Below are 20,572 nucleotides of genomic sequence, written 5' to 3'. Positions count from 1 at the left end.
ATGTGAACGCTCGTCACTCCTCGATCGGCGACTCCTCGACGCTCCAGACGTCCGGAAAGAGACCCAGCCGTCCGCCGGCGAGGAGACAGCCGCCGACCAGGCCGAATCCGCCGAACGCGACCAGAAACGTGAGTCCGCCGGGATCGAGAACGATCGTCACCGCCGCGCCGACCCACGAGAGCCACCCCAGCGCCTCCCAGGGGCGGCCGCCGTAGAGCCGCCAGACCGAAAGCGAGAGCAGAAAGCCGCCCAGCGCCGCCGCGACGAGGAGGACCTCGAGCGCTCTCGAGGCCGCCGCGAGCAGAACGAGTCCGGCGAACGCGACGACGTCGATGCGATCGATCGCCATCGCGATCAGTCGTCGCTCGCGACCGGGACGCTCGCGCGAACCTCGAGCCGATCGAGGTCGCCGACGAACGACGCGAGCATCGTCCGGGTGACGTGTGGCATGCAGACGATTCGGAGTTCGTCGGCGGCGGTCCGGGAGAGCCGCCACCCCTTCGCGCGCAGCGCCTCGAACGTCCCGCGGTCGACGTCGGCCGCGACCAGCGGGAGCGACGGCTCGACGACCGCGTAGCCCCGTTTTTTCAGCGCGTCGGCGAGCCACTCCGCGTTGTTCTGAGAGCGGACGTACTGCCGTCGGTATCCCGCGGGCCACAGTTCGTCCATCGCCGCGACGGCGCTCGCGACGCCCGCCCCCGATCGCGTCCCGGTGAGCGTCGCCTGCGACGTCGACTCGAGGTACGGCGTGTCGACGGCGAGTTCGTCGAGTAACTCGGGCGAGCGAACGAGCAGGCCGCCGGCGGGAACCGCGGCCTGGCCCATCTTGTGCGGATCGATCGACATCGTGTCGACCGGCGCGTGCCCGAAGTGCCACTCGTAGTCGGTAAACGGCAGCACGAACCCGCCCCAGGCGGCGTCGACGTGAAACATCGCGTCGACCGATCGGGCGATCTCGCCGAGTTCCGGGATCGGGTCGACGCGGCCGTACTCCGTCGTTCCCGCGACGCCGATCACCAGCGCGGTGTCGTCGTCCACGGTGGCACGGACGGCCTCGACGGTCGCCCGGTGGCGGTCGTCCGTCGGCACGATCCGGAGCTCGACGCCGAGGACGTCCGCGGCCTTCCGGAAGCTGAAGTGGCCGGACTCGGGCATGACGACGTTCGGACGGCTGGAGTCGGCGCGCTCGCGGGCGATCCGGACGGCCTGGACGTTCGCCTCCGTACCGCCGCTCGCGACGTACCCCGCCGGCTCGTCCAGCCCGGCGATCTCGCCGAGCCGTTCGATCGCCTCGTCCTCGAGCGCCGAGACGGTCGGATACGTCCCCGGATCGCCGGGGTTGGTCGCGAGAAACCGTTCGGCCGCCTCGCGCGCCACCGGGTGGGGCTCCGTACACATCGACGACAGCACCCGGTCGAACGCCTGCGGCTCGATCTGCATATCAGGTGTGTTGACGGTCGGCTGTTTATGCGTTGCGTTTACGCGAGGCACAGAGCCGTCCGCGTCTCGCCCATCGCGCGAACGAGTCGGCGCAGCCGAACCGAACGACGCTGTTGGAGGAACCGATGATCAGCGAACCGACTCGAGCAGCAGCTTCTGCTCGACGCGTTTGACTTCGTGCTGGACGTCGCGGACGGCGTCGATGTTCGCGGAGATCGAACTGACGCCCTCGTTGACCAGGAACTGGACCATGTCGGGTTTCGAGCCGGCCTGGCCGCAGATGCTCGTGGCGACGTCGTGTTCGCGACACGTTTCGATGACGTCGCCGATGAGCCGCAAAACGCCGGGGTGAAGCTCGTCGAACCGGTCGGCGACGTTCTCGTTGTTGCGGTCGACAGCCAGCGTGTACTGGGTGAGATCGTTCGTGCCGAAGGAAGCGAAGTCGATGCCGGTCGCGGCCATCTCCTCGACGCACAGCGCCGAGGCCGGCGTCTCGATCATGACGCCCCACTTGCGCTTGTCCGGATCGATGCCGGCCTCGGTCATCCGGCGTTTGGCGCGGTAGACGTCTTCCGCGTCGTTGACCAGCGGAAACATGATCTCGACGTTGTCGTACCCGAGGTCGTAGAGCCGACGGAACGCCTCGAGTTCGTGGCCGAAGACGTCGGTCCGGTCGAGCGATCGACGGATGCCGCGGTAGCCGAGCATCGGGTTGTGCTCTTCGGGTTCGTCCTCGCCGCCCTCGAGCTGGCGGAACTCGTCGGTCGGCGCGTCGAGGGTTCGGACGCGGACCGGCCGCGGGTAGAACTCGTCGGCGACGCTGCGGATTCCCTCGACGAGTTCGTTGGTGTAGGCGTCCGCGCCGTGTTCCTCGATGTACTTCTCCGGCGTCCGATTCAGCGAGAGGATCATGTGCTCCGTTCGAAGGAGGCCGACGCCGTCGGCACCCGTCGCCGCCGCGCGCTCGGCGGCTTCGGGGATCGAGACGTTGACTTTCACCTCCGTCGCGGTCATCGGCTTGACCGGCGACTGCGGGCGAACCTCCTCGACGGGCTCGGTCTCCTCGTCGGGTTCGACCTCCGTCCCCTCGAGGACGGCCCCCTTCTCGCCGTCCAGGGTGACGACCTGGCCGTCCTCGAGGACGGTCGTCGCGTTCGTCGTCCCGACGATCGCGGGGACGCCGAGTTCGCGGGAGACGATCGCGGCGTGGCTGGTCATGCCGCCCTCGTCGGTGACGATCCCCGAGGCGCGTTTCATCGCGGGAACCATGTCGGGCATCGTCATCTCGGTGACGATGATGTCACCCTCGCTGACTTTCGCGAGGTCGTCGAGCTTCTTGACGATCTTGGCCGGACCGCTGACGATACCGGGACTCGAGCCGAGTCCGTCGACGAGGATCTCGCCGGAGTCGTCGCGATCGGAGGCGTCGGCGGCGGTCTGGACGCCGCTGCCGTCGGTGACGCCCGTCGCGGGGTCGCCGGTGACGTCGAGCGAGTCCTCGGTTGCGTCGGCGGCGTCGGTTTCGTCGATCGTGGTGATCGGGCGCGACTGGAGCATGAACACGTCGCCGTCGACCATGGCCCACTCGACGTCCTGGGGTTCGCCGTAGTGGTCCTCGACTCGCTCACCGAGTTTGACGAGCTGATCGATGTCCTCGTCGTCGATCACGCGGGCCTCCCGTTTCTCGTCTGGCACCTCGCGCTCGACGGTTTCGCCGGTCTCTTCGTCTTTGACGTGCATCACCTTCTTTTCCGCGACGGTGACGTCGACGTCGTCCTCGTCACGGGGAACGACGTAGTTATCCGGCGAGACGGCTCCGGAGACGACGGCTTCGCCGAGTCCCCAGGCGGCTTCGATGATCATCGTCGGATCGCCCGTCGAGGGGTGGCTGGTGAACATCACACCGGACTTTTCGGCGTCGACCATCTGCTGGACGACGACCGCGATGTTGACCGTGGCGTGGTCGAACCCCTGCTCCTGGCGGTAGTAGATCGCCCGCTGGGTGAACAGCGACGCCCAGCACTCCCGGACGCGGTCGAGCAACTGCGCTTCGGTGACGTTCAGGAACGTCTCCTGTTGGCCCGCGAACGACGCGTCGGGCAGGTCTTCGGCTGTCGCGGACGAGCGGACCGCGACGAACGCCTCCCCGTCGCCCACCTCGTGATAGGCGGCGAGAATCTCCTCGCGCAGGTCTTCGGGAAACGGCGTCTCGAGGATCAGCTCCTGGGCGCGGTCCGCGGCCGTCGCGAGCGCGCTCGAGTCGTCGGCATCGACGTCGACGACCTCGAACAGCTCGTCGTCGATTTCGGCCTCCTCGATGAACGACCGGTAGGTTCCGGCCGTCACCACGAAGCCCGGGGGGACGGGCAGGCCCGCGCCCGTGAGTTCACCGAGGGAAGCACCTTTCCCGCCGACCGTCTCGAGGTCGCCGGCACTGATCTCGTCCAGCCAGAGTACAGCCATCTCTATTTGCGTGGACTAGTGAGTAGCTAAAGAAGGTTGCGAATAATCGCCACAAATCACAACTCACGATCGAATGATGTTCTGTGACGAACGGTGAATTTCGCCGTACAGCGAGCGCTTTCGGTGAATCCGATTATATTTGACGAATGGCATATTGCAGGAAATACTGTCCGTTTCGCGCGGCCGTTCGAGGGATGTCACCGATCGTCCCGCTCGAGTTCGAAACCGGGTACTCGTCGGGAGCGATCGCGACAGGACGCGATCCGACCGCGACGGCGGTCAGGCCTCGAGGATGTCGTCGTCCTCGTCGTCGGGAACGAGCAGCGAGCCGTCGAGGACGGTGACGCCGCGGCCGCCGACCTGGACGGCGTCGCCGACCCTGACGCGAACCAGTCCCGGTCGGTCGACGTAGTGACCCTGCTCGAGGCGGAGTTCGTCGGGCATGTCGTCGTCGAACGCGCCGAAGTGATCGAGGTACGCGCCGACGGCGCCGCTTGCCGTGCCCGTGACGGGGTCTTCGGGGACCCCGGCTCCCGGCGCGAACATCCGTCCGTGAAGTGTCGACTCCGCCTCGAGCGCGTCGAAGGTACAGAGGTAGATTCCGGTGGCGTCGACCGCGTCGGTGAGGTGCTCGATCGCCGCCATCTCCGGAGTCGCGTTGCCGAGATCGGAGAGGTACGTGATCGGGACGACCAGAAACGGGAGGCCGGTCGAGGCGACCGCAAGCGGGAGGTCGTCGCTCGCCCCCTCGAGCGCCGCACGCTCGACCCCGAGCGCGTCGGCCACGCGGCTGTAGCCGACGTCGACCTCGCGGATCGTCGGCGCGTCCTGGGTCATCCAGACGGCCCCGTCGTCCGCGACCTCGATCTCGAGGACGCCGACGTTCGTCTCGAGCGTCGTCGTTCCCGGCTCGAGGCCCTCGTCGTGGAGGAACGCGAACGAGCCGATCGTCGCGTGCCCGCAGAGGTCGACCTCCTGTGCGGGCGTGAAATACCGAATTCCGCGGTCGGCCTCGTCGCTCGTCCGCAGGAACGCCGTCTCGCTCAGGGCCATCTCGCTCGCGATGGTCTGCATCTGGTAGCTCGAGAGTCCGTCGGCGTCCGGGACGACGCCGGCCGGGTTTCCCGTACACGGTTCGTCGGTGAACGCGTCGACCTGAACGATCCGGGTCGTGTTCATACGGGGACGTGACGCGGGGGGCTATTCGCTCTTTTCACTGACACGCGACCTCGATCGCCGTCAGTCGTCGCTCGCCCCCTCGAGAGCCGACTCGCCGTCCGCGTCGACCGTCGACGGCGAGTCGTGGGTGCCGACGGGCGGCAGGTTGACCTCCGCCGCGGACGAGGACTCGAGGTCCGTCTTCGTCTCGAGACGGGTCATCTCGCCGTCCTCGACGTCGCGCGCATCCTGATCGATCCGCATCGAACAGAAGTCGACACCGCACATCGAGCAAAAGCGCGCCTCCTTGTAGTTGTCGCCGGGCAGCGTCTGGTCGTGGTAGTCGCGGGCGCGATCGGGATCGAGCGCGAGCCGGAACTGCTCGCGCCAGTCGAACTCGTATCGAGCCTCCGAGAGCGCGTCGTCCCAGTCTCGAGCGCCCGGTCGTTCGTTCGCGACGTCTCCCGCGTGGGCGGCGATCCGGTACGCCGCCAGCCCCTCGCGGACGTCGTCCTCCTCGGGGAGGCCGAGGTGTTCTTTCGGGGTGACGTAACAGAGCATCGCCGCTCCCGCCTGCGCCGCCATCGCCGCGCCGATCGCGCTCGTGATGTGGTCGTAGCCCGGCGCGATGTCGGTCACGAGCGGCCCGAGCACGTAAAACGGCGCGCCGTCGCAGACCTCCTGCTGGCGCTCGACGTTCTCCGCGACTCTGTGCATCGGGACGTGGCCGGGACCCTCGACCATCACCTGAACGTCGTACTCCCACGCGCGACGCGTCAGTTCACCCAGCGTGTCGAGTTCGGCGTACTGGGCCTCGTCGCAGGCGTCGGCGAGGCTCCCCGGCCTGAGGCTGTCCCCGAGACTGAACGTCACGTCGTGTTCGGCGAAGATCTCGCAGATCTCGTCGTACACCTGAAACAGGGGATTCTGCTCGCCTCGTTCTTCCATCCACTTCGCCACGATCGAGCCGCCGCGGGAGACGATCCCCGTCTTTCGGCCGTCGGTCAGCGCAAGATGCTCCGCGAGGATGCCCGCGTGGATCGTCATGTAGTCGACGCCCTGCTCGGCCTGCTTTTCGATGACCTCGAGCAACAGGTCCGTCGTCAGGTCCTCGGGACTCCCGGCCCGCTTGACCGCCTCGTACAGCGGCACGGTGCCGAGCGGCACCGGCGAGTGGTCGACGTGCGTTTCGCGAATATCGTCCAGGTCGCTTCCCGTACCCAGATCCATCACCGTATCCGCGCCGTAGTGGACCGCTGCGTGGAGTTTTTCGAGTTCCGTCTCGAGGTCGCTGGTCGTCTCGCTGTTCCCGATGTTGGCGTTGACTTTCGTCGCGAACTCCCGGCCGATGATCATCGGATCCAGCGCGTCGTGGTTCCGGTTCGCCGGAATCACGGCTTGCCCGTCGGCGACCCGTTCGCGAACGAACTCGGGGTCGCGGTTCTCGCGTTCTGCGACGCGGTGCATCTCCTCGGTGATTCGTCCCGCTCGAGCGGCTGCGATCTGCGTGTTCGCCATCAATAACTAAGTTATACCATCGAGTTATAAATAATGCCGGTATCGGTCCCGGATCGGACGCGAATCGGACGAAACGTCGGTGAGACGACGGAGTGCGTCGCTCGCGTTCGATCTCTCGGGTCGAAAACTGAACGGAACTCACTCGAGGTCGTCGAGCGGGCCGCCGCAGATCCGCACGGAAACCGGTCCGGTCGTCTCGTCGGGGACGGAAACGGGGAGGGTCACGACCGCCCGTCCCGGGGAGTCGGTTCGTCCCGAGACGGAGACGATCGCGGGATCGTCGTCGCCGCGTTTCGATCGATCGGATTCGGGGGAGTCCGCCCGGACCGCGTCGATCGAGAGCCAGTACGTCCCGGGCTCGGCGCGGACGGTCACGGAGACCTCGATCGATTCGCCCGGACTCGGGTCGCCGTCGATCGACGCGGACTCGAGCGACAGCGAGGCGGTCGCGAACGCCGACGAAATGACGGGATCGAGAGACGGCTGACGCGACGGCGCGGCCTCGCCGGTCGACGGATCGACGAAGCGAACCTCGACGCCGTCCGGCTCCGCGAGACGGGTGCGAACGTCCTCCGCGGATATCCGTGTGTCGTCCGAAACGAACACCGTAACCCGCCGCTCGGTTTCGTCGTAGTCGACGCCGACGACGTTCTCGAACTCGAGGAGTCGGTCGTAGTTTCGCGTGGAAGCCATCGATCGCTCGGGAGTTCGGTCAACGGTGAGAAATACTTGCTGGCGGATCGCACGGCGTCGAGACCGCCGTTTCGTAGGGACTGTGGTAAATCGTTGCCGGTGAAACGACGACTCGTCTGTGGGTTCACCGACCACTCGTTACGACACTCCCCATCAGCCCACTTATTGTGATCGCCGCCAGTTTCTCGAGTAGGTGGCCACCAGATGTCCGATCTACCGGACGACTTCGACTGTACGATCACGAACTGGGAGTACATTTACGGCCTGTGTCGGGACGTCAGCGACGAAGTTCGTCGCGACGAGTTCGAACCCGACGTCATCGTCGCGCTGGCGCGGGGCGGCTGGTTCGCGGGACGGTGTCTCTGCGATTTCCTGGGGCTCGACGACCTGACGAGCCTGAAGATGGAACACTACGTCGGTACGGCCGAGAAGACGGGCGAGCCGACCGTCCGATATCCGATGCCCGAAGGCAGCGTCGAGGGAAAGGACGTCCTCGTCATCGACGACATCGCGGACACCGGCGGCTCGATCAGCCGCGCCTACGAGTACGTCGACGACCGCGACGCCGGCGAAGTTCGCACCGCGACGCTGCAGTTGCTCCGGACCAGCGAGTTCGAGCCGGATTACGTCGGCGAACAACTCGAGGAGTGGACGTGGATCGTCTACCCCTGGAACTTCATCGAGGACATGGTCGATCTGATCTCGGGCGCGATGGAGCGAGCCGACCAGGAGACGTTCACGAAAGACGAGATCCGCCACTTCCTCGCCGAGTACCACGGCATCGAGCGTATCGAGATGGAGATCGCCCAGCCGGACCGGATCCCCGAGGTGCTCGCGGAGATGGAGCGCCGAAACGTCGTCGCGGCTCGCGGCCCCGACGAGTGGACGCTGCTCGAGGGCTGACCGACCTCCGCCATCGCCTCGCGAATAAACGCGCTCGGGCGGATCGAAACGCACCCTCGCGGGAACGAAACCGCGCTCGCTCGGACGTCACTCGTCGACGAGCGGCCGCGACGCGTTCGCGGCGACGACCGCCGCACAGCCGACGGCTGCCCCGGTCGCGAACAGCGGGTTCAACGCGCCCACCGCGGCGATCGGGAGGACGACGGCGTTGTACGAAAGCGCAAGCCCCAGCGTTCGTCTAAATCGCCGGCGCGCCGCACTCGCCAGCCGGAACGATCGCTCGACGGCCGCGAGATCGTCCTCGAGCGTCGCGACGTCGGCCGCGTCAGCCGCGAGCGCCGTGGCGCTCCCGAGCGAGATGCCGAGATCCGCCTCGGCGAGCGCCGGCGCGTCGTTGGTCCCGTCGCCGACCATCGCCACGCTCCCCTCCGTCTTGAGCCGTCGAATCGCCGCCCGCTTGCCTCCCGGCGGCACGCGAGCGAACAGCCGATCGACGTCCGGATGTTCGGCGAACCGCTCGGCCGCCGATTCGTCGTCGCCCGTCAGGACGACCACCGTCCTGTCGCGCTCGCCGATGCTCGCGATCGTCTCGTCCCAGCCCGCCCTGGGTTCGTCCCCGACGACCACGACGCCGTCGGCTCTCCCGTCGCGACCGACGACGATCGGAAGCCGGCCGTCGTCTCGTACACGGCGAACGCGAGCGGCCAGCTCCTCGGAAAGCGACCAGCCGCACCCGCGAAAGAGCGATGGATGACCGACGAGGATCCGTCGACCGTCGACGACGCCCTCGACGCCGTTCGCGTGACTCCGGAACTCGCGAACCGTCGGCTGCGATCGGGCGTCGTCCACACTCGATCGCGTTCCGCCCGCGTTCGCGCCGCCCTCGCTCGCGTCGAACTCGTCCGCGCTCGAGTCCGATCCCCCGTCGGATCGAACCGAGTCGTCCGACGGCTCTTCCCGTCGCTCCGTCCCGAACGCGTCGGTAAGGGCTCGCGCGACCGGATGGCCGGACCTGCGCTCGACGGCGGCGGCGTCCCGAAGGAGGTCGGCGGGCGCGTCGGCCTCGAGCACGGTCATCTCGCCGGTCGTGAGCGTTCCCGTCTTGTCGAAGACGACGACGTCGACGTCGCGAAGCCGCTCGAACACCGTCTCGTCGAAGACGACGAGTCCGCGCTCGCTGGCTTCGCGAAGACTCGCCGCGACGGAGGCGGGAACCGCGAGCGCGAGCGCCCACGGGCTCGCGACCACGACCGTCAGGAGAACCGCCGACCAGACGTCGAGCAGGGTGTCGCCGAGAGCGTACCGACCCGCGCCGACGAGGATCGCCGTCCCGAGCACGATCGGGGTCAGCGTCGCCGCGAGCGCATCCGCCCGCCGCGAGTCGCCGTGATCCGCGCTCTGGACGTCCCAGACCGACCGCGCGAGGCGGTCGATGCCGCCTGTCGAATCGTCGTCCACGGCGACGATCGCGCTCCCGTCCGTCACCACGGAGCCACCGACGACCGCCTCGCCCGGTTCCTTCGAAACCGGCAACGACTCGCCGGTGACGACCGCCTCGTCGACCGTGCACGCGCTCGCCCGCAGGATGCCGTCGATCGGAACCCGCTCGCCCGCCCGAACGAGCACCCGGTCGCCGGCCGCCAGGTCGTCGACCGGCACCGACCGCGTCGATCCGTCGTCCGCGAGCAGTCGACCCTCGTCCACCTCGAGCGAAGTGAGTTCGGTGAGCCGGCCGGTCGCCTCGCGTTTGATCGTCGCTTCCGCGAAGATCGCCGCCATGACGAGGGCGGCGACCACGACGGTCAGATCGTAGTAGACGTCGATGTCGCCGCGCGCGATCGAGAGCGTCCCGTACGCGTAGGCGGCGACGATCGTGAGGGCGGCGAGCAGGTGCGCGTTCGGGCGACGGAGCCTGAGGCTAACGTACGCGCCGCGCAACAGCGGCAACCCCGTGAGATAGAGGACGAGCCCGGTGACGACGAAAAACACTGGGAGAAACACCAGCCCGTCGAGGCTCGCGAACGCCTCGTCGTAGTAGCGCAACACGCCCCAGTTGGAGTACGACGAGAGAAAGACCGGGTAGAAAACCGCCACGTACGGAACGAGCAAGAACGTGCCGAAGACGACGCCGACGACGTACCGAAACTCCAGTGCGTCGTCCGACCGGCGCTTTCGTAGCCCCGACATCTCCCTGGACCGTCGCGTGCCGCCGCTCGAGTCGTCGCCGCCCGCCGCCTCCTCGCGCAGGTACGCCGTGTATCCGAGCCCGGTCAGCGCGTCTCGAAGCTCCGTCGCCGAGGTGCGGTCGGGATCGTGGTCGATCGTGACGGCTTCGGTGACGTAGCTCGCGCTGGCGGATTCGACGCCGTCCCGGCGCTCGGCGACCGACTCGAGAAACGCCTCGCACGTCGCGGAGTACATGCCGTCGATCCGGACGTACGTGCGAACGAGCGAGTTCGGCGAGGCGTCCGTCCCAGCGGACGCACTCGCCGCGACGTCCGTTGCAGCCCCGCCGTCGCCGACCGGCGGAAGCGACGCCGCGACGTCCCGACAGCCCGGCGAACAGACGACGTCGCCGGCCGCCGTCTCGAGCGCCGACGCCGAGGCTCCGACGGTCGTTCCACAGAGGTGACACCGATCGTCGCTCGAGCGCTCGCGTTCCACGTTCACTCCGTCGGTCCGAAGAAGGTAATGCGTTTTCGGGGACGACGGCCGCGGTCGAACGGCGGACGATCACTCCGCGACCGACTCGCTTTCGGGTCCCGGCGGACCGTCGTCGGTCCCGCTTCCGTCGTCCGCGTCGTCGACGATCGATTCCTTCCAGGTGCCCCGAGTGAACCAGGCGAGGGCAGTGATCGCGCCGACGACGTCGCCGACGACGACGCCCGCCCAGATGCCGGTCGTCCCCCAGCCGGCGACGAAGATCAGGTAGTACGTCGCCGGGATCCGGACGATCCACAGGCCGAGAACGGCGAACACGAGCGCCGTCTTCGTGTTGCCCGCGCCGCGGAACGCGCCGAGGACGACCTGCATCACGCCCATGAAGACGAACGCGAACGCGGCGAACCGGAGGTACGTCACCCCGTACTCGATCGTCGCCGCCCGCCCTTCGGCCTCGGCAGTGAGAAACACCGAGACGAACGGCTCCGGGAAGAGAAACGCGATCAGACCCGCCACGGCCATGATCGCGCCGACCACGGCGGCGCCGATCCAGGTCGCCGACTCCGCCCGGTCCGGCCTGTCGGCACCGAGGTTCTGACCGACGATCGAGTCCATCGCCTGCCCCATCCCGAGCGCCGGCAGGAACGCCAGCGAGATGAGCCGGTTGCCGAGGCCGTAGGCCGCGACGACCGCCGGCGGGAAGGTCACGACGATCGCGGTCATCGCGACCATCGCCAGCGCCGTCATCGACTGCTCGATCGCCGTCGGAACGCCGAGTCGGACGATCTCGGAGACGTACTCCAGTCGCGGTACGAAGTGACTCGCCTCCATCTCCGGGCCGACGTCCGTGTAGTAGAGGACGTAGAACCCGATCGCCGTCGCCGCGCCCCGCGAGATGACGGTCGCGACCGCCGCGCCGGCGACCTCGAGGCGTGGCAGGGGGCCGACGCCGAAGATGAGCAACGGGTCGATCGCGAGGTTGATCACGACGCTGACGACCATCACCCGCATCGGCGCGTACGTGTTACCGTACCCCCGCATGAGCGCGACGAAGACGAAAAAGCCGAACACGAACGGGAGCCCGAGGAAGAAGATCCGCAGGTAGTCGGCCGCCAGCGGCACGATCGCCGCCTCCGTGTCCGCGTCGGCGGGAAGGAGCGCGAGCATCGGATCGGTCGCCAGGTAGCCGACGATCCCGAGGACGATCGCGAGAAGCGAGACGAACGAGAGCGTCTGACCCGCGATCAGGCCACCCTCACCGCTTTTGGCGCCCGTGTGCTGGGCGATGAGGATCGCACCGGCCGTCGTAAAGCCCGCGCCGACGGCGATCAGCAGGAACAACAGGGGAAACGCGAGGCTGACCGCGCCGACCGCATCGGGCGAGAGCGCGCCCAGCCAGAAGGTGTCGCCGACGTTGTAGGCGACCTGCAGGAGCTGGATGACCACGAGCGGCCAGGCCAGCACGAACATCGGCCGAACGAGGGAGCCGTCGGTCAGGTTCCCCGCGTCGGACTCGCCGCTGGAGGGCATGACAGTGTAATGTAACCCGACGTATTTGATCGCTTGTGATATGTGATATCGATGACCAATGATTCGGGCGCGCTCTCAGCGATCGACGAGAATCCGACCGTTTCCGGGTCCGTTCCGCAACGCGAGGGCACGATCATCGACGTAACCGGCGGCAGCGACGTCTACGAGGCGCTCGGACGCCGACCTATCGCCGATCGCCCTCGCGTTCGGCGTCGGAGACTGGCGAGCCGACGCCCATTCCGGACTCGAGGGTCGACTCGACTTCGCGACCGTCTCGGTCGCGCGGATCGATCGAACACGCCTCGCAGTAGACGTTCTCGCCCGACTCGAGCACCGCGATCGTCGTTCCGAACAGGACGCGTCGGCGCTCGTACCGGCGGTACTCGCCGCCGCGCGCCGAGCGACCGCACTCGTCGCAGTCGACGCGATCGTCCTCGACGCGGCCGGTTCGAACCTCGCGACGCGTTCCGATCGCGTACACCGGATCGCGAGTGGCCTCGGCCGCCTGCCAGCAGACGATCAGTCCGAGCAGAAACAGAATCGTCCCGAGCCACCAGTAGCCGAGCAGCGCCGGGACGAAAAACATCGAGACGAGGATCCAGCACCACAACAGCGCGAACCCGAGGTGGTCCGCGACGCGTCGAAGCCCCTCGCCGGCGCTGTGACTGCGAGCCGGTCGTGTCATTCGTCTTGTCACACTGGCGAGCGGAAAATAATCCTTTCGGCGCGCGTTCGGCGACGACTCGTTCCGGCGAGCGTCGGGGCGTCGGGACGGCAATCCGTAATGGACGGCGATCGCTTTCCGACACCGGGACGTCAGTCTGCGACCGCTTCCTTCGGCTCCGCCTCGAGCGTCGGCCGCTGAATCCAGAGGTCGCCGAACAGTTCGTCCTGCTCGAGCGTGACGCGGCCGCGGTGGGCGAGAAACAACAACGCGAGGTACGTCATCACGCGCGTGCCGCCCACCTCGTCGACCTCGGCGTACAGCACCTCGTCGCGTCCGTTTTCGTACTGTTCCTCGAGAACCGCTTCGACGTCGTCGATGACGGTCTCGATGTCCTCCTCGTGGGTCGTGTGGGTGACGTCGTCGCTGGTCGGCTCGTCGTCGACGCGAAACTGATCCTCCGCGTGGTAACTCAGCTCCTGGACGCCGCGGTCGTACCCGCGCGGGGAGTCGCTCGTGTCGTAACTGCGCGACTCCTTCCACCAGGTGCCGCGTTCGGCCGTTCGAAGCTCGCGAACCAGTTCGTCCAGCGTCTCGGGCTTTCCGCGGGCCTGCTTGCGCTCGAGGCGGCGCTCCATCTCCGCCTCGAGGCTCTCGATCGGATCGAACCCCGGCGGGTGCTCGCTTTCGGCGTCCGCCCCGTCGTCGGCGAACGGTGCCTCCCAGGGCGGTAGCTCCTCTTCGTCCGGCTCGTCCGGGGCGAACAGCTCGTCGCTTTTCATCCGCAACAGGACGCTCGCGTAGAACAGCGCCCGCCCCGAGGTCCGCAGGTCCGCGTCGTCTAGCGCCTCGAGGAACTTGTCCGTCACCCGAACGACGTCGATGTCCCACGGATCGATCTCGCCGTCCTTGGCGAGCTGGACGAGCAGTTCGACCGGCTCGACCTCCTCGTCGTCCGCGTCGTCGTCCCCGGCTCCGGCGTCGGCGCTCGAGTCCGTCCCGTCCTCCGAAAACTCGAGCACCGTCTCGCCGGCCCCGCCGCTCTTTGCTCCCGGCGGCTCGCGGTCCTCGTGACCGGCGATGTGCAGCGGGATGTCGTCGCCGCCGTCGGTTCGAACCTCCTGATAGAACTCCTCGGGTTCCTCGCGGGTCACGTCGTTCCCCGCTCGGCTTTCCGAGGAACCCGTCGTCGCCGTTGGCCCCTCGGGTTCCTCGCGGGTCACGTCGTTCCCCGCTCGGCTTTCCGAGGAACCCGTCGTCGCCGTTGGCCCCTCGGGTTCCTCGCGGGTCACGTCGTTCCCCGCTCGGCTTTCCGAGGAACCCGTCGTCGCCGTTGGCCCCTCGGGTTCCTCGCGGGTCACGTCGTTCCCCGCTCGGCTTTCCGAGGAACCCGTCGTCGCCGTCGGATCCTCGGCGGCTCGCGGGTCGCTGCGCTCCTCGCTCGCCATTTCCAAGGCGCTTCGCGCCTCGCTCTCCTCGTTAGTCATCAGCAGGCACCTCCTCACTACTCAGATCGATCCCGGTCACCGCGCTCACGTTGTCCTGTTGCATCGTGACGCCGATCGCCCGCTGCGAGCGATCGAGCATCGCCGAACGGTGTGAGACGACGACGAACTGCGCCCGATCCGCCAGTTCCTCGACCATCTCGCCGATCCGTTCGGCGTTGACCGCGTCGAGGAACGCGTCTACCTCGTCGAGCGCGTAAAACGGCGCGGGGTTGTGTCGCTGGATCGCGAAGATAAATGCGAGCGCGGTCAGCGACTTCTCTCCGCCGGACATCGCGTCGAGGCGCTGGATCGGCTTGTCACCGGGCTGGGCTTTCATCGTCAGCCCGCCGTCGAACGGGTCCGCCTCGTTCTCGAGGTGAAGCGTTCCGGTTCCCTCCGAGAGCTTCTCGAAGATCTCGGTGAAGTGACTCGAGATCGCCTCGTAGGCGTCCATGAACGTCCGTTTCTTCTGGGATTCGTACTGCTCGATCCGGTCGCGGATCCCCTCGGCCTCCTCGACCAGGGTGTCGCGTCCGTCCTCGAGATCGTCCAGATCGGAGCGAACGTCGTCGTACTCGTCGATCGCGAGCATGTTGACCGGCTCCATCGCTTCCATGTCCGTCTCGAGTAGCTCGATCATCTCGAGGACGGTCTCGTGGTCCGGCACGTCCTCGGGGTCGTACGCGCCGACCTCGTCCTCGAGGCTCTCGATCTCCCACTCGAGGTCGTCCGCGCGCTCGCGTTCGCCCTCGAGTTTGCTCTCGACGGCGTTGACGCGATCCTGCTGGGCGTCGCGTTTCGTCCGCGCGTCGGCGAGTTCCGCTTTCAGCTCGCTTCGCTCGGCTTTCAGCTCCGTCAGCTCCTCCTCCAGGTCGGCGACGGCCTCGCGCTTTTCCTCGAGCGTCTCGCGTCTGTCCTCGATGGCCTCCTCGCACTCCTCGATGCGCTCTTCGTGTTCGGCCGTCCGGTTCTGGGCCGCCTCGATGTCGTCGTGGAGGTCCTCGATCGCGTCCTCGGCGTACTCCTTTTCCAGGCCGAGTTCGTTGAGCGCGGCGTCGATGTCGTCGATCCGGTCCTCGCGCTCGTCGATCTCGTCTTCGAGGTCCTCGATCTCCGCCGTGAGTTCCGGGATCTTCGACGCCGCGAGCTCCGCTTCGAGGTCGTCGATGTCGGCCTCGATCGCCTCGATCCGCTCGGTTCGCTCCTCGATCCGCTCGGAGATGTCGTTCATCCGCTCGTCGACCGACTCCCGCTCCTCGCGGAGTTCCGAAATCTCGGCCTCGAGCGAGTCGATCTCGGCCTCGAGCGATTCCGCACGCTCGTCCAGCGCGTCGATCTCGCTTTCGATCGAGCGGACCTCGTCGCTCGCGTCCGTCTTTCGATCGCGGGCGTCGTCGAGGCGCCCTTCGACGTCGCGCAGCTCCGACCGGAGGGAGTCGCGTTCGTCCTGCAGCGCCGTGATCTGTTTGGCGACGCGCTCGAGTTGCCCTTCGCCGCCGCCGGTAAACGAGTACCGCGAGCCGCTGCCGGAGCCGCCGGTCATCGCGCCGCTCTTTTCGACGAGGTCGCCGTCGAGCGTCACCATCCGGTAGTCGCCCATGTACGCGCGGGCGGTCTCGAGGTCCTCGACGACCAGCGTGTCACCGAGCACGTACGAGAAGACGCCGGCGTACTGGTCGTCGAAGTCGACGAGATCGGCGGCGAATCCGACGACGCCCGGATCCGACGGCGCCTTCGGCAGTCCGCGCCGGCTCATCTCGGTCAGCGGCAGGAAGGTCGCGCGACCGGCGTTGCGCGATTTGAGGTGGTCGATACACTGCTGACCGACGACGTCGTCGTCGACCACGACGTTTGCCAGTCGGCCGCCCGCCGCGGTTTCGCAGGCGACGGCGTACTCCCCGGGCACGCTGCCCAGCTGGGCGACCGCGCCGTGGACGCCGTCGATTCCGGCGTTGAGGATCGTCGTCACCGCGCGGCCGAACGAGGAGTCCCCGCTTTCGCCCGCGTTCGCCTCCAGTTCCGCGTACTCCTGTTGTTTCGCCTGGAGGTCGTCGTCGACGTCGTCGATCTCCGACTGGAGGCGGCGCTTCTCGCCTTTCAGGTCCTCGACGACGCCCGCGATGTTCTCGCGGTTCTTCTCTGCCTTCTCGAGCTCGCGTTCGAGGTCGGCCCGCTGGCTCTCGAGCTCGGGAATCGCCTCGCGTTTTTCTTCGATCGTGCGCTCGGTCTCGCTGATCGCGTTCGATCGTCGACGCGCCTCGTCGAGCAGGCGGTCCTGCTCGCGCTGGAGGTCGTTCTTTTCCGTTTTGGCCTGCTCGAGGTCGTCCTTGCGATCCGCGAGGTCGGCTTTGAGTTCGTCGAACTCGGTGTCGACCGCCTCGATCTCGGCTTCCAGTTCGTCCCGTTTCGTCTCGCGCTCCTGGATCTCGGCCGTGATCGAGGCCTTCTTGAGTTTGTGTTCGCGCATCTCCGACTGGAGCTCCTCGATGCGCTCTTGTTTGCGGTCGATCTGGACGAACGCCTCGCGCCGGTCGGACTCGGCGTCGGCGATCTGTTCCTCGCTGGCCTCGATGCGGTCTTCGAGCCGGGAGATGTCACCTTTGATCTCCTCGATCTCGCTTTTGATCCGGAGCTGTTCGTCCTCGCCCTTGCGCTCGATCTCGGCGTTGAGGTCCTCGAGGTCCTCCTGCAGGCGAACGACCGCACCCTGGCGCTGATCGAGCTCTCGCCGGAGCGTCTCGAGTTCGTCCTCGAGGTCGTCGACCCGCTCGGTCGCGGCCGCGAGTTCGTCGCGTTTCTCCTCGAGTTCGCTCGCCTTCCGGTAGCCCTCGTACACCTCTTTCTCGCGGCGGAGCCGGCGGTATCGGAGGGCGGTCTGACGCTCGTCTTCGAGTTGGGCGAGACGCTCGCGTTTCTCCTCGATGCGGAGTTCGGCCTCGTCGATCCGCTCTTCGACGATCTCGAGTTCGTCGAAGGCGTCCGCCTTCTTCGCGTCGAACTCGGCGACGCCGGCGATCTCGTCGATGATCTCCCGACGGGCGTGGGGCGTCATGTTGATGATCTCGGTGACGTCGCCCTGCATGACGACGTTGTACCCCTCGGGGGTGACGCCGGCCTGCGCGAGGAGATCCTGGATGTCCGAGAGATTCACCGAGCGATCGTTGAGGTAGTAGTAGGAGTAGTAGTTGTCGTCGGTCTCTTTCACCCGGCGTCGGATGCGGATCTCGTCGACGTCGCCGACGTCCTCGCTGCCGGCGGCGTTGACGATCTGCGATCGCTCGAGGGCCCCGTCGCCGTTGTCGAGGACGACTTCCACCGTCGCCTCGCGCGGACCGCCGGTCGAAGAGTCGTCCTCGTGGCCCGGATTGTAGATCAGGTCGGTCAGCTTCTCCGCGCGAATCCCCCGGGTTCGGGCGAGCCCGAGCGCGAAGAGTACGGCGTCGATGATGTTCGATTTTCCGGAGCCGTTCGGTCCGGTGACGACCGTGAAATCCTCGTAGAACGGGATCTTCGTCTTTCGACCGAAGCTCTTGAAGTTGTCCAGAACGACTGCCTTGATGTACATTCTCTCCTCGAGCCTCCGTCCTCGGGTGGGCGCGATCGTCGGGGCGACGGACCGATTCGCCCCACGCTCGAGCGCGTCCCCTGCGGTTATGCGACAATAATGTCGTCGCTACCTGAGTCTTCCGCTTCGTCACCGGCCGCGCCGGCCGTCGCCTCCGCGACGTCGTCCGGTTCGGCCTCCTGGGTCGTCTCTTCTGCGGTCGTTTCGTCCGCTTCACCGTCGCGACGCTCCGGAACGCGCGTCGGCGACTCGGCATCGAGTTCGGCCTCGAGCACGCGGATGCGCTCTTTCGCTTCGATGAGCTCGTTCGTCAATCCGTCCACCGTCGACTCGAGTTCCGCGACCGTCGATTCGAGCTGCTCGACGCGGTTGTTCGACATACGCTCTAGGGACGTACCCTGACACATAAACGTACGTCAGACACAGCTAGCCTCGCTGGCAGGTTTTCCGTGTCGCGGCCGCCCTCGTTGCGCGGTCGCGTGCCGTGAACCCTGGAGCAGCGGGAACCGATGACGCTCTCCGGTGCGAGACCTAGAGCGCGGCCGCGACCTCGTCGAGCACGTCGGTGTCGACGAAGACGACGACGTGGTCGCCGAGTTCGAGGACCGTCTCCCCGCGGGGCGTAATCAGTTCCCCGTCGCGGGTGACCGCCCCGATGACGACCCCGTCCGGCAGCTGTGACGTAACGTTTCGGATCCGGTTTCCGAACAGGAGGCTGTCCCGGTCGACTTCGATCTCGAGGACCTCGGCCCGGTCGTGCTCGAGGATGGCGAGGTTCTCGGTGCGCCGTTCGCGGGTGAACCGGGTGATCTCCTCGGCGGTCACGAGACGAGGGTTGACCGCGACGTCGATGCCGACCGTCTCGAAGAGGTCGACGTACTCGCCAGCCTCGACGATCCCGATCGTTCGTTCGACGCCGATTCGTTTCGCCAGCAGGGAGACGAGGAGGTTCTTCTCGTCGCTGTCGAGTGCGGCGACGACGATGTCCGACTCGTCGACGTGCTCGCGAACCAGAAAGTCGATGTCGGTCGCGTCGCTCTCGAGGACGAGCGTTCGGGGCAGTCGCTCGGCGAGTTCTCTGGCCCGGTCGTGGTCGCGTTCGACGAGTCGCGGCTCGAGACCGTCCGATTCGAACAGCCGGGCCGTCTGGTAGCCGATCTCGCTGCCGCCCACGATGACGATTTCGTCGGCCTCTTCGAGCGTCGGCGTCGGCGTCAGGCTCGCGGCGAAGGCGCGGACGCTCTCGACGGAGCCGATGACGACGACGTCGTCGTTCGCTTCGATCACCGTCTCCCCTTTCGGAACGATGACGTCGTCGTCGCGGATGATCGCCGCGAACGTCAACGACTCGAACCGATCGGCTTCGGCGACGGTCTCGCCGGCGACCGGACTCTCGGGGTCGATCTCGAGTTCGGCCATCCGAACGAGCCCGTTTGCAAAGCTGTCGACGTCGCGCGCGTCGGGCAGGCTGGCGATGTCGACGACCGTCTGGGCGGTTTCCAGATCGGTACAGACCATGAAATCGACGCCGAACGCCTCCTCCGAACGCTCCCACGTCCGCAGCAGGTCCGTCTTCTTGACGCGGGCGATCGTGAACGGATCGTCGACGGTCTTTGCCGCGCCGCAGACGACGACGTTCGTCTCGTCACCGTCGGTGCTCCCGATCACCATGTCTGCCTCCTCGAGTCCGGCCTGCTCGAGGACGTCGATCGACGTCCCGTCGCCGCGTATCGCCAGCACGTCGAGCGTGTAGGTGATCGACTCGACCCGGTCGGCGTCCCGGTCGACGACCACCACGTCGTGGTCTGCCTCGAGCGCGCTCGCGATGTTGGTTCCGACCTCGCCCGCGCCGACGACGATCACGTGCACCGGCCGATCACCTGCAGAAGGGGGCGATTCGAAGATTGATTACGGCGAATCGGGACCATCGTCCTGTCGTACGACTCGCCGAAGTAAGTGGATTGTGTCTCGATTCGCGCCCGCCGTCTTCGGTTTGCGAGCCAGTTCCGCTCCGACTCGAGACCGAATTCGGCCCGGACGCGGCGAGAATCGTTCGGATTCCGGCTACGATCCTTCGACGCCCGTTACCTCGTAACCCAGTTCCCGCACGTCCTCCAGGATCGCCTCGTGGTCGGCACTTGCCTCGTAGTAGACGACGACGTCGAAACTCCCCTCTCGGAGGAGTTGTTGGCACTCCCAGACGAACGACTCGTCCTCGAGGGTCAGCCCCTGGTGCTGGTTCGAGGAGAAGTCTGGGTCGTCGTTTCCGGAGTAGACGTAGCAGTCTTTCGGATCGTACCCGGCGTGTTCCGCGACGATGTCGCCGACGTCGATCGTCGCCTGCATCATCTGGACGTCCTCGCTGCCGTCGTAGTCGGTGTGGACGATCGCCGCGTTGAGTTCGATCTCGCCGGGCTCGAGCAGCGCTTTCGTTCGTCGATAGAGGTCCTCGTCGATCGGACTCGCGTTCGCGTCGGTCATTGCCGGACT

15 protein-coding genes are annotated in these 20,572 nt (G+C 66.9%); 1 reads left to right on the top strand and 14 read right to left on the bottom strand.

All coding sequences use genetic code 11. The features are described 5' to 3' along the window. Nucleotides 1–13 precede the first annotated feature (13 nt). The 6 genes from EA472_RS02100 to EA472_RS02075 form a co-directional block, all read right to left on the bottom strand. Nucleotides 14–349, bottom strand: coding sequence for a hypothetical protein (locus EA472_RS02100; protein WP_124189854.1), 336 nt, complete (start codon nucleotides 347–349; stop codon nucleotides 14–16). 5 nt (nucleotides 350–354) lie between these two features. Further along, on the bottom strand, nucleotides 355–1,440 hold the full coding sequence (mfnA, locus tag EA472_RS02095; protein ID WP_124189853.1) for a tyrosine decarboxylase MfnA: 1,086 nt from the start codon (nucleotides 1,438–1,440) through the stop codon (nucleotides 355–357). Between the two features lie 129 nt (nucleotides 1,441–1,569). After that, a complete protein-coding gene (gene ppsA / locus EA472_RS02090) occupies nucleotides 1,570–3,903 on the bottom strand; it encodes a phosphoenolpyruvate synthase (protein WP_124189852.1) in 2,334 nt (777 codons plus the stop codon). Nucleotides 3,904–4,182: 279 nt separating this feature from the next. After that, nucleotides 4,183–5,082 (bottom strand): PhzF family phenazine biosynthesis protein, encoded by a 900-nt coding sequence (locus EA472_RS02085; protein ID WP_124189851.1) that lies wholly within the window; start codon nucleotides 5,080–5,082, stop codon nucleotides 4,183–4,185. A gap of 60 nt (nucleotides 5,083–5,142) precedes the next feature. Then, complete coding sequence (gene thiC, locus EA472_RS02080) at nucleotides 5,143–6,579, bottom strand: phosphomethylpyrimidine synthase ThiC (RefSeq protein ID WP_124189850.1); 1,437 nt, start codon at nucleotides 6,577–6,579, stop codon at nucleotides 5,143–5,145. Nucleotides 6,580–6,717: 138 nt separating this feature from the next. Next, the gene (locus EA472_RS02075; protein ID WP_124189849.1) at nucleotides 6,718–7,272 is read right to left on the bottom strand and encodes a hypothetical protein; all 555 of its coding nucleotides are present in this window, start codon (nucleotides 7,270–7,272) and stop codon (nucleotides 6,718–6,720) included. Nucleotides 7,273–7,476: 204 nt separating this feature from the next. Here EA472_RS02075 and EA472_RS02070 point away from each other — a divergent pair, with 204 nt between their 5' ends. After that, complete coding sequence (locus EA472_RS02070; RefSeq protein ID WP_124189848.1) at nucleotides 7,477–8,175, top strand: phosphoribosyltransferase; 699 nt, start codon at nucleotides 7,477–7,479, stop codon at nucleotides 8,173–8,175. Nucleotides 8,176–8,262: 87 nt separating this feature from the next. Here the strand turns inward: EA472_RS02070 and EA472_RS02065 are convergent, their stop codons facing one another. The 8 genes from EA472_RS02065 to EA472_RS02030 all read right to left on the bottom strand — a co-directional run bounded on the left by EA472_RS02065 (nucleotide 8,263) and on the right by EA472_RS02030 (nucleotide 20,563). Continuing rightward, nucleotides 8,263–10,839, bottom strand: coding sequence for a heavy metal translocating P-type ATPase (locus tag EA472_RS02065; RefSeq protein WP_124189847.1), 2,577 nt, complete (start codon nucleotides 10,837–10,839; stop codon nucleotides 8,263–8,265). A 69-nt stretch (nucleotides 10,840–10,908) separates the two neighbouring features. After that, on the bottom strand, nucleotides 10,909–12,366 hold the full coding sequence (locus EA472_RS02060; protein ID WP_124189846.1) for an MATE family efflux transporter: 1,458 nt from the start codon (nucleotides 12,364–12,366) through the stop codon (nucleotides 10,909–10,911). A 184-nt stretch (nucleotides 12,367–12,550) separates the two neighbouring features. Beyond that, nucleotides 12,551–13,051, bottom strand: a complete 501-nt coding sequence (locus tag EA472_RS02055) for a hypothetical protein (protein WP_124189845.1) — start codon at nucleotides 13,049–13,051, stop codon at nucleotides 12,551–12,553. A gap of 131 nt (nucleotides 13,052–13,182) precedes the next feature. Further along, entirely contained in the window at nucleotides 13,183–14,322 is a 1,140-nt protein-coding gene (locus EA472_RS02050) for a segregation/condensation protein A (protein ID WP_207891110.1), read from the bottom strand. 187 nt (nucleotides 14,323–14,509) lie between these two features. Next, a complete protein-coding gene (smc, locus tag EA472_RS02045; RefSeq protein WP_124189844.1) occupies nucleotides 14,510–18,082 on the bottom strand; it encodes a chromosome segregation protein SMC in 3,573 nt (1,190 codons plus the stop codon). A gap of 86 nt (nucleotides 18,083–18,168) precedes the next feature. Further along, nucleotides 18,169–18,462 carry a DUF7518 family protein gene (locus tag EA472_RS02040; protein WP_124189843.1) on the bottom strand — a complete coding sequence of 98 codons (294 nt, stop codon included), beginning with the start codon at nucleotides 18,460–18,462 and terminating at the stop codon, nucleotides 18,169–18,171. A 151-nt stretch (nucleotides 18,463–18,613) separates the two neighbouring features. Further along, nucleotides 18,614–19,951, bottom strand: a complete 1,338-nt coding sequence (gene trkA / locus EA472_RS02035) for a Trk system potassium transporter TrkA (protein ID WP_124189842.1) — start codon at nucleotides 19,949–19,951, stop codon at nucleotides 18,614–18,616. Between the two features lie 195 nt (nucleotides 19,952–20,146). Next, the gene (locus EA472_RS02030) at nucleotides 20,147–20,563 is read right to left on the bottom strand and encodes a DUF5778 family protein (protein WP_124189841.1); all 417 of its coding nucleotides are present in this window, start codon (nucleotides 20,561–20,563) and stop codon (nucleotides 20,147–20,149) included. Between the last annotated feature and the right edge of the window lie 9 nt (nucleotides 20,564–20,572).

Source organism: Natrarchaeobius oligotrophus (genome assembly GCF_003841465.1).
Taxonomy (GTDB): Archaea; Halobacteriota; Halobacteria; order Halobacteriales; family Natrialbaceae; genus Natrarchaeobius; species Natrarchaeobius oligotrophus.
The sequence above is the reverse complement of the archived record's forward strand: the minus strand, read 5'-3'. Positions and strand labels throughout refer to the sequence as shown.

Bases quoted from the DNA above. Each gene is read 5' to 3' on its own strand.
- EA472_RS02100 (WP_124189854.1), bottom strand. From the start codon at position 349: ATGGCGATCGATCGCATCGACGTCGTCGCGTTCGCCGGACTCGTTCTG.
- mfnA (WP_124189853.1), bottom strand. From the start codon at position 1,440: ATGCAGATCGAGCCGCAGGCGTTCGACCGGGTGCTGTCGTCGATGTGT.
- ppsA (WP_124189852.1), bottom strand. From the start codon at position 3,903: ATGGCTGTACTCTGGCTGGACGAGATCAGTGCCGGCGACCTCGAGACG.
- EA472_RS02085 (WP_124189851.1), bottom strand. From the start codon at position 5,082: ATGAACACGACCCGGATCGTTCAGGTCGACGCGTTCACCGACGAACCG.
- thiC (WP_124189850.1), bottom strand. From the start codon at position 6,579: ATGGCGAACACGCAGATCGCAGCCGCTCGAGCGGGACGAATCACCGAG.
- EA472_RS02075 (WP_124189849.1), bottom strand. From the start codon at position 7,272: ATGGCTTCCACGCGAAACTACGACCGACTCCTCGAGTTCGAGAACGTC.
- EA472_RS02070 (WP_124189848.1), top strand. From the start codon at position 7,477: ATGTCCGATCTACCGGACGACTTCGACTGTACGATCACGAACTGGGAG.
- EA472_RS02060 (WP_124189846.1), bottom strand. From the start codon at position 12,366: ATGCCCTCCAGCGGCGAGTCCGACGCGGGGAACCTGACCGACGGCTCC.
- EA472_RS02055 (WP_124189845.1), bottom strand. From the start codon at position 13,051: ATGACACGACCGGCTCGCAGTCACAGCGCCGGCGAGGGGCTTCGACGC.
- smc (WP_124189844.1), bottom strand. From the start codon at position 18,082: ATGTACATCAAGGCAGTCGTTCTGGACAACTTCAAGAGCTTCGGTCGA.
- EA472_RS02040 (WP_124189843.1), bottom strand. From the start codon at position 18,462: ATGTCGAACAACCGCGTCGAGCAGCTCGAATCGACGGTCGCGGAACTC.
- EA472_RS02030 (WP_124189841.1), bottom strand. From the start codon at position 20,563: ATGACCGACGCGAACGCGAGTCCGATCGACGAGGACCTCTATCGACGA.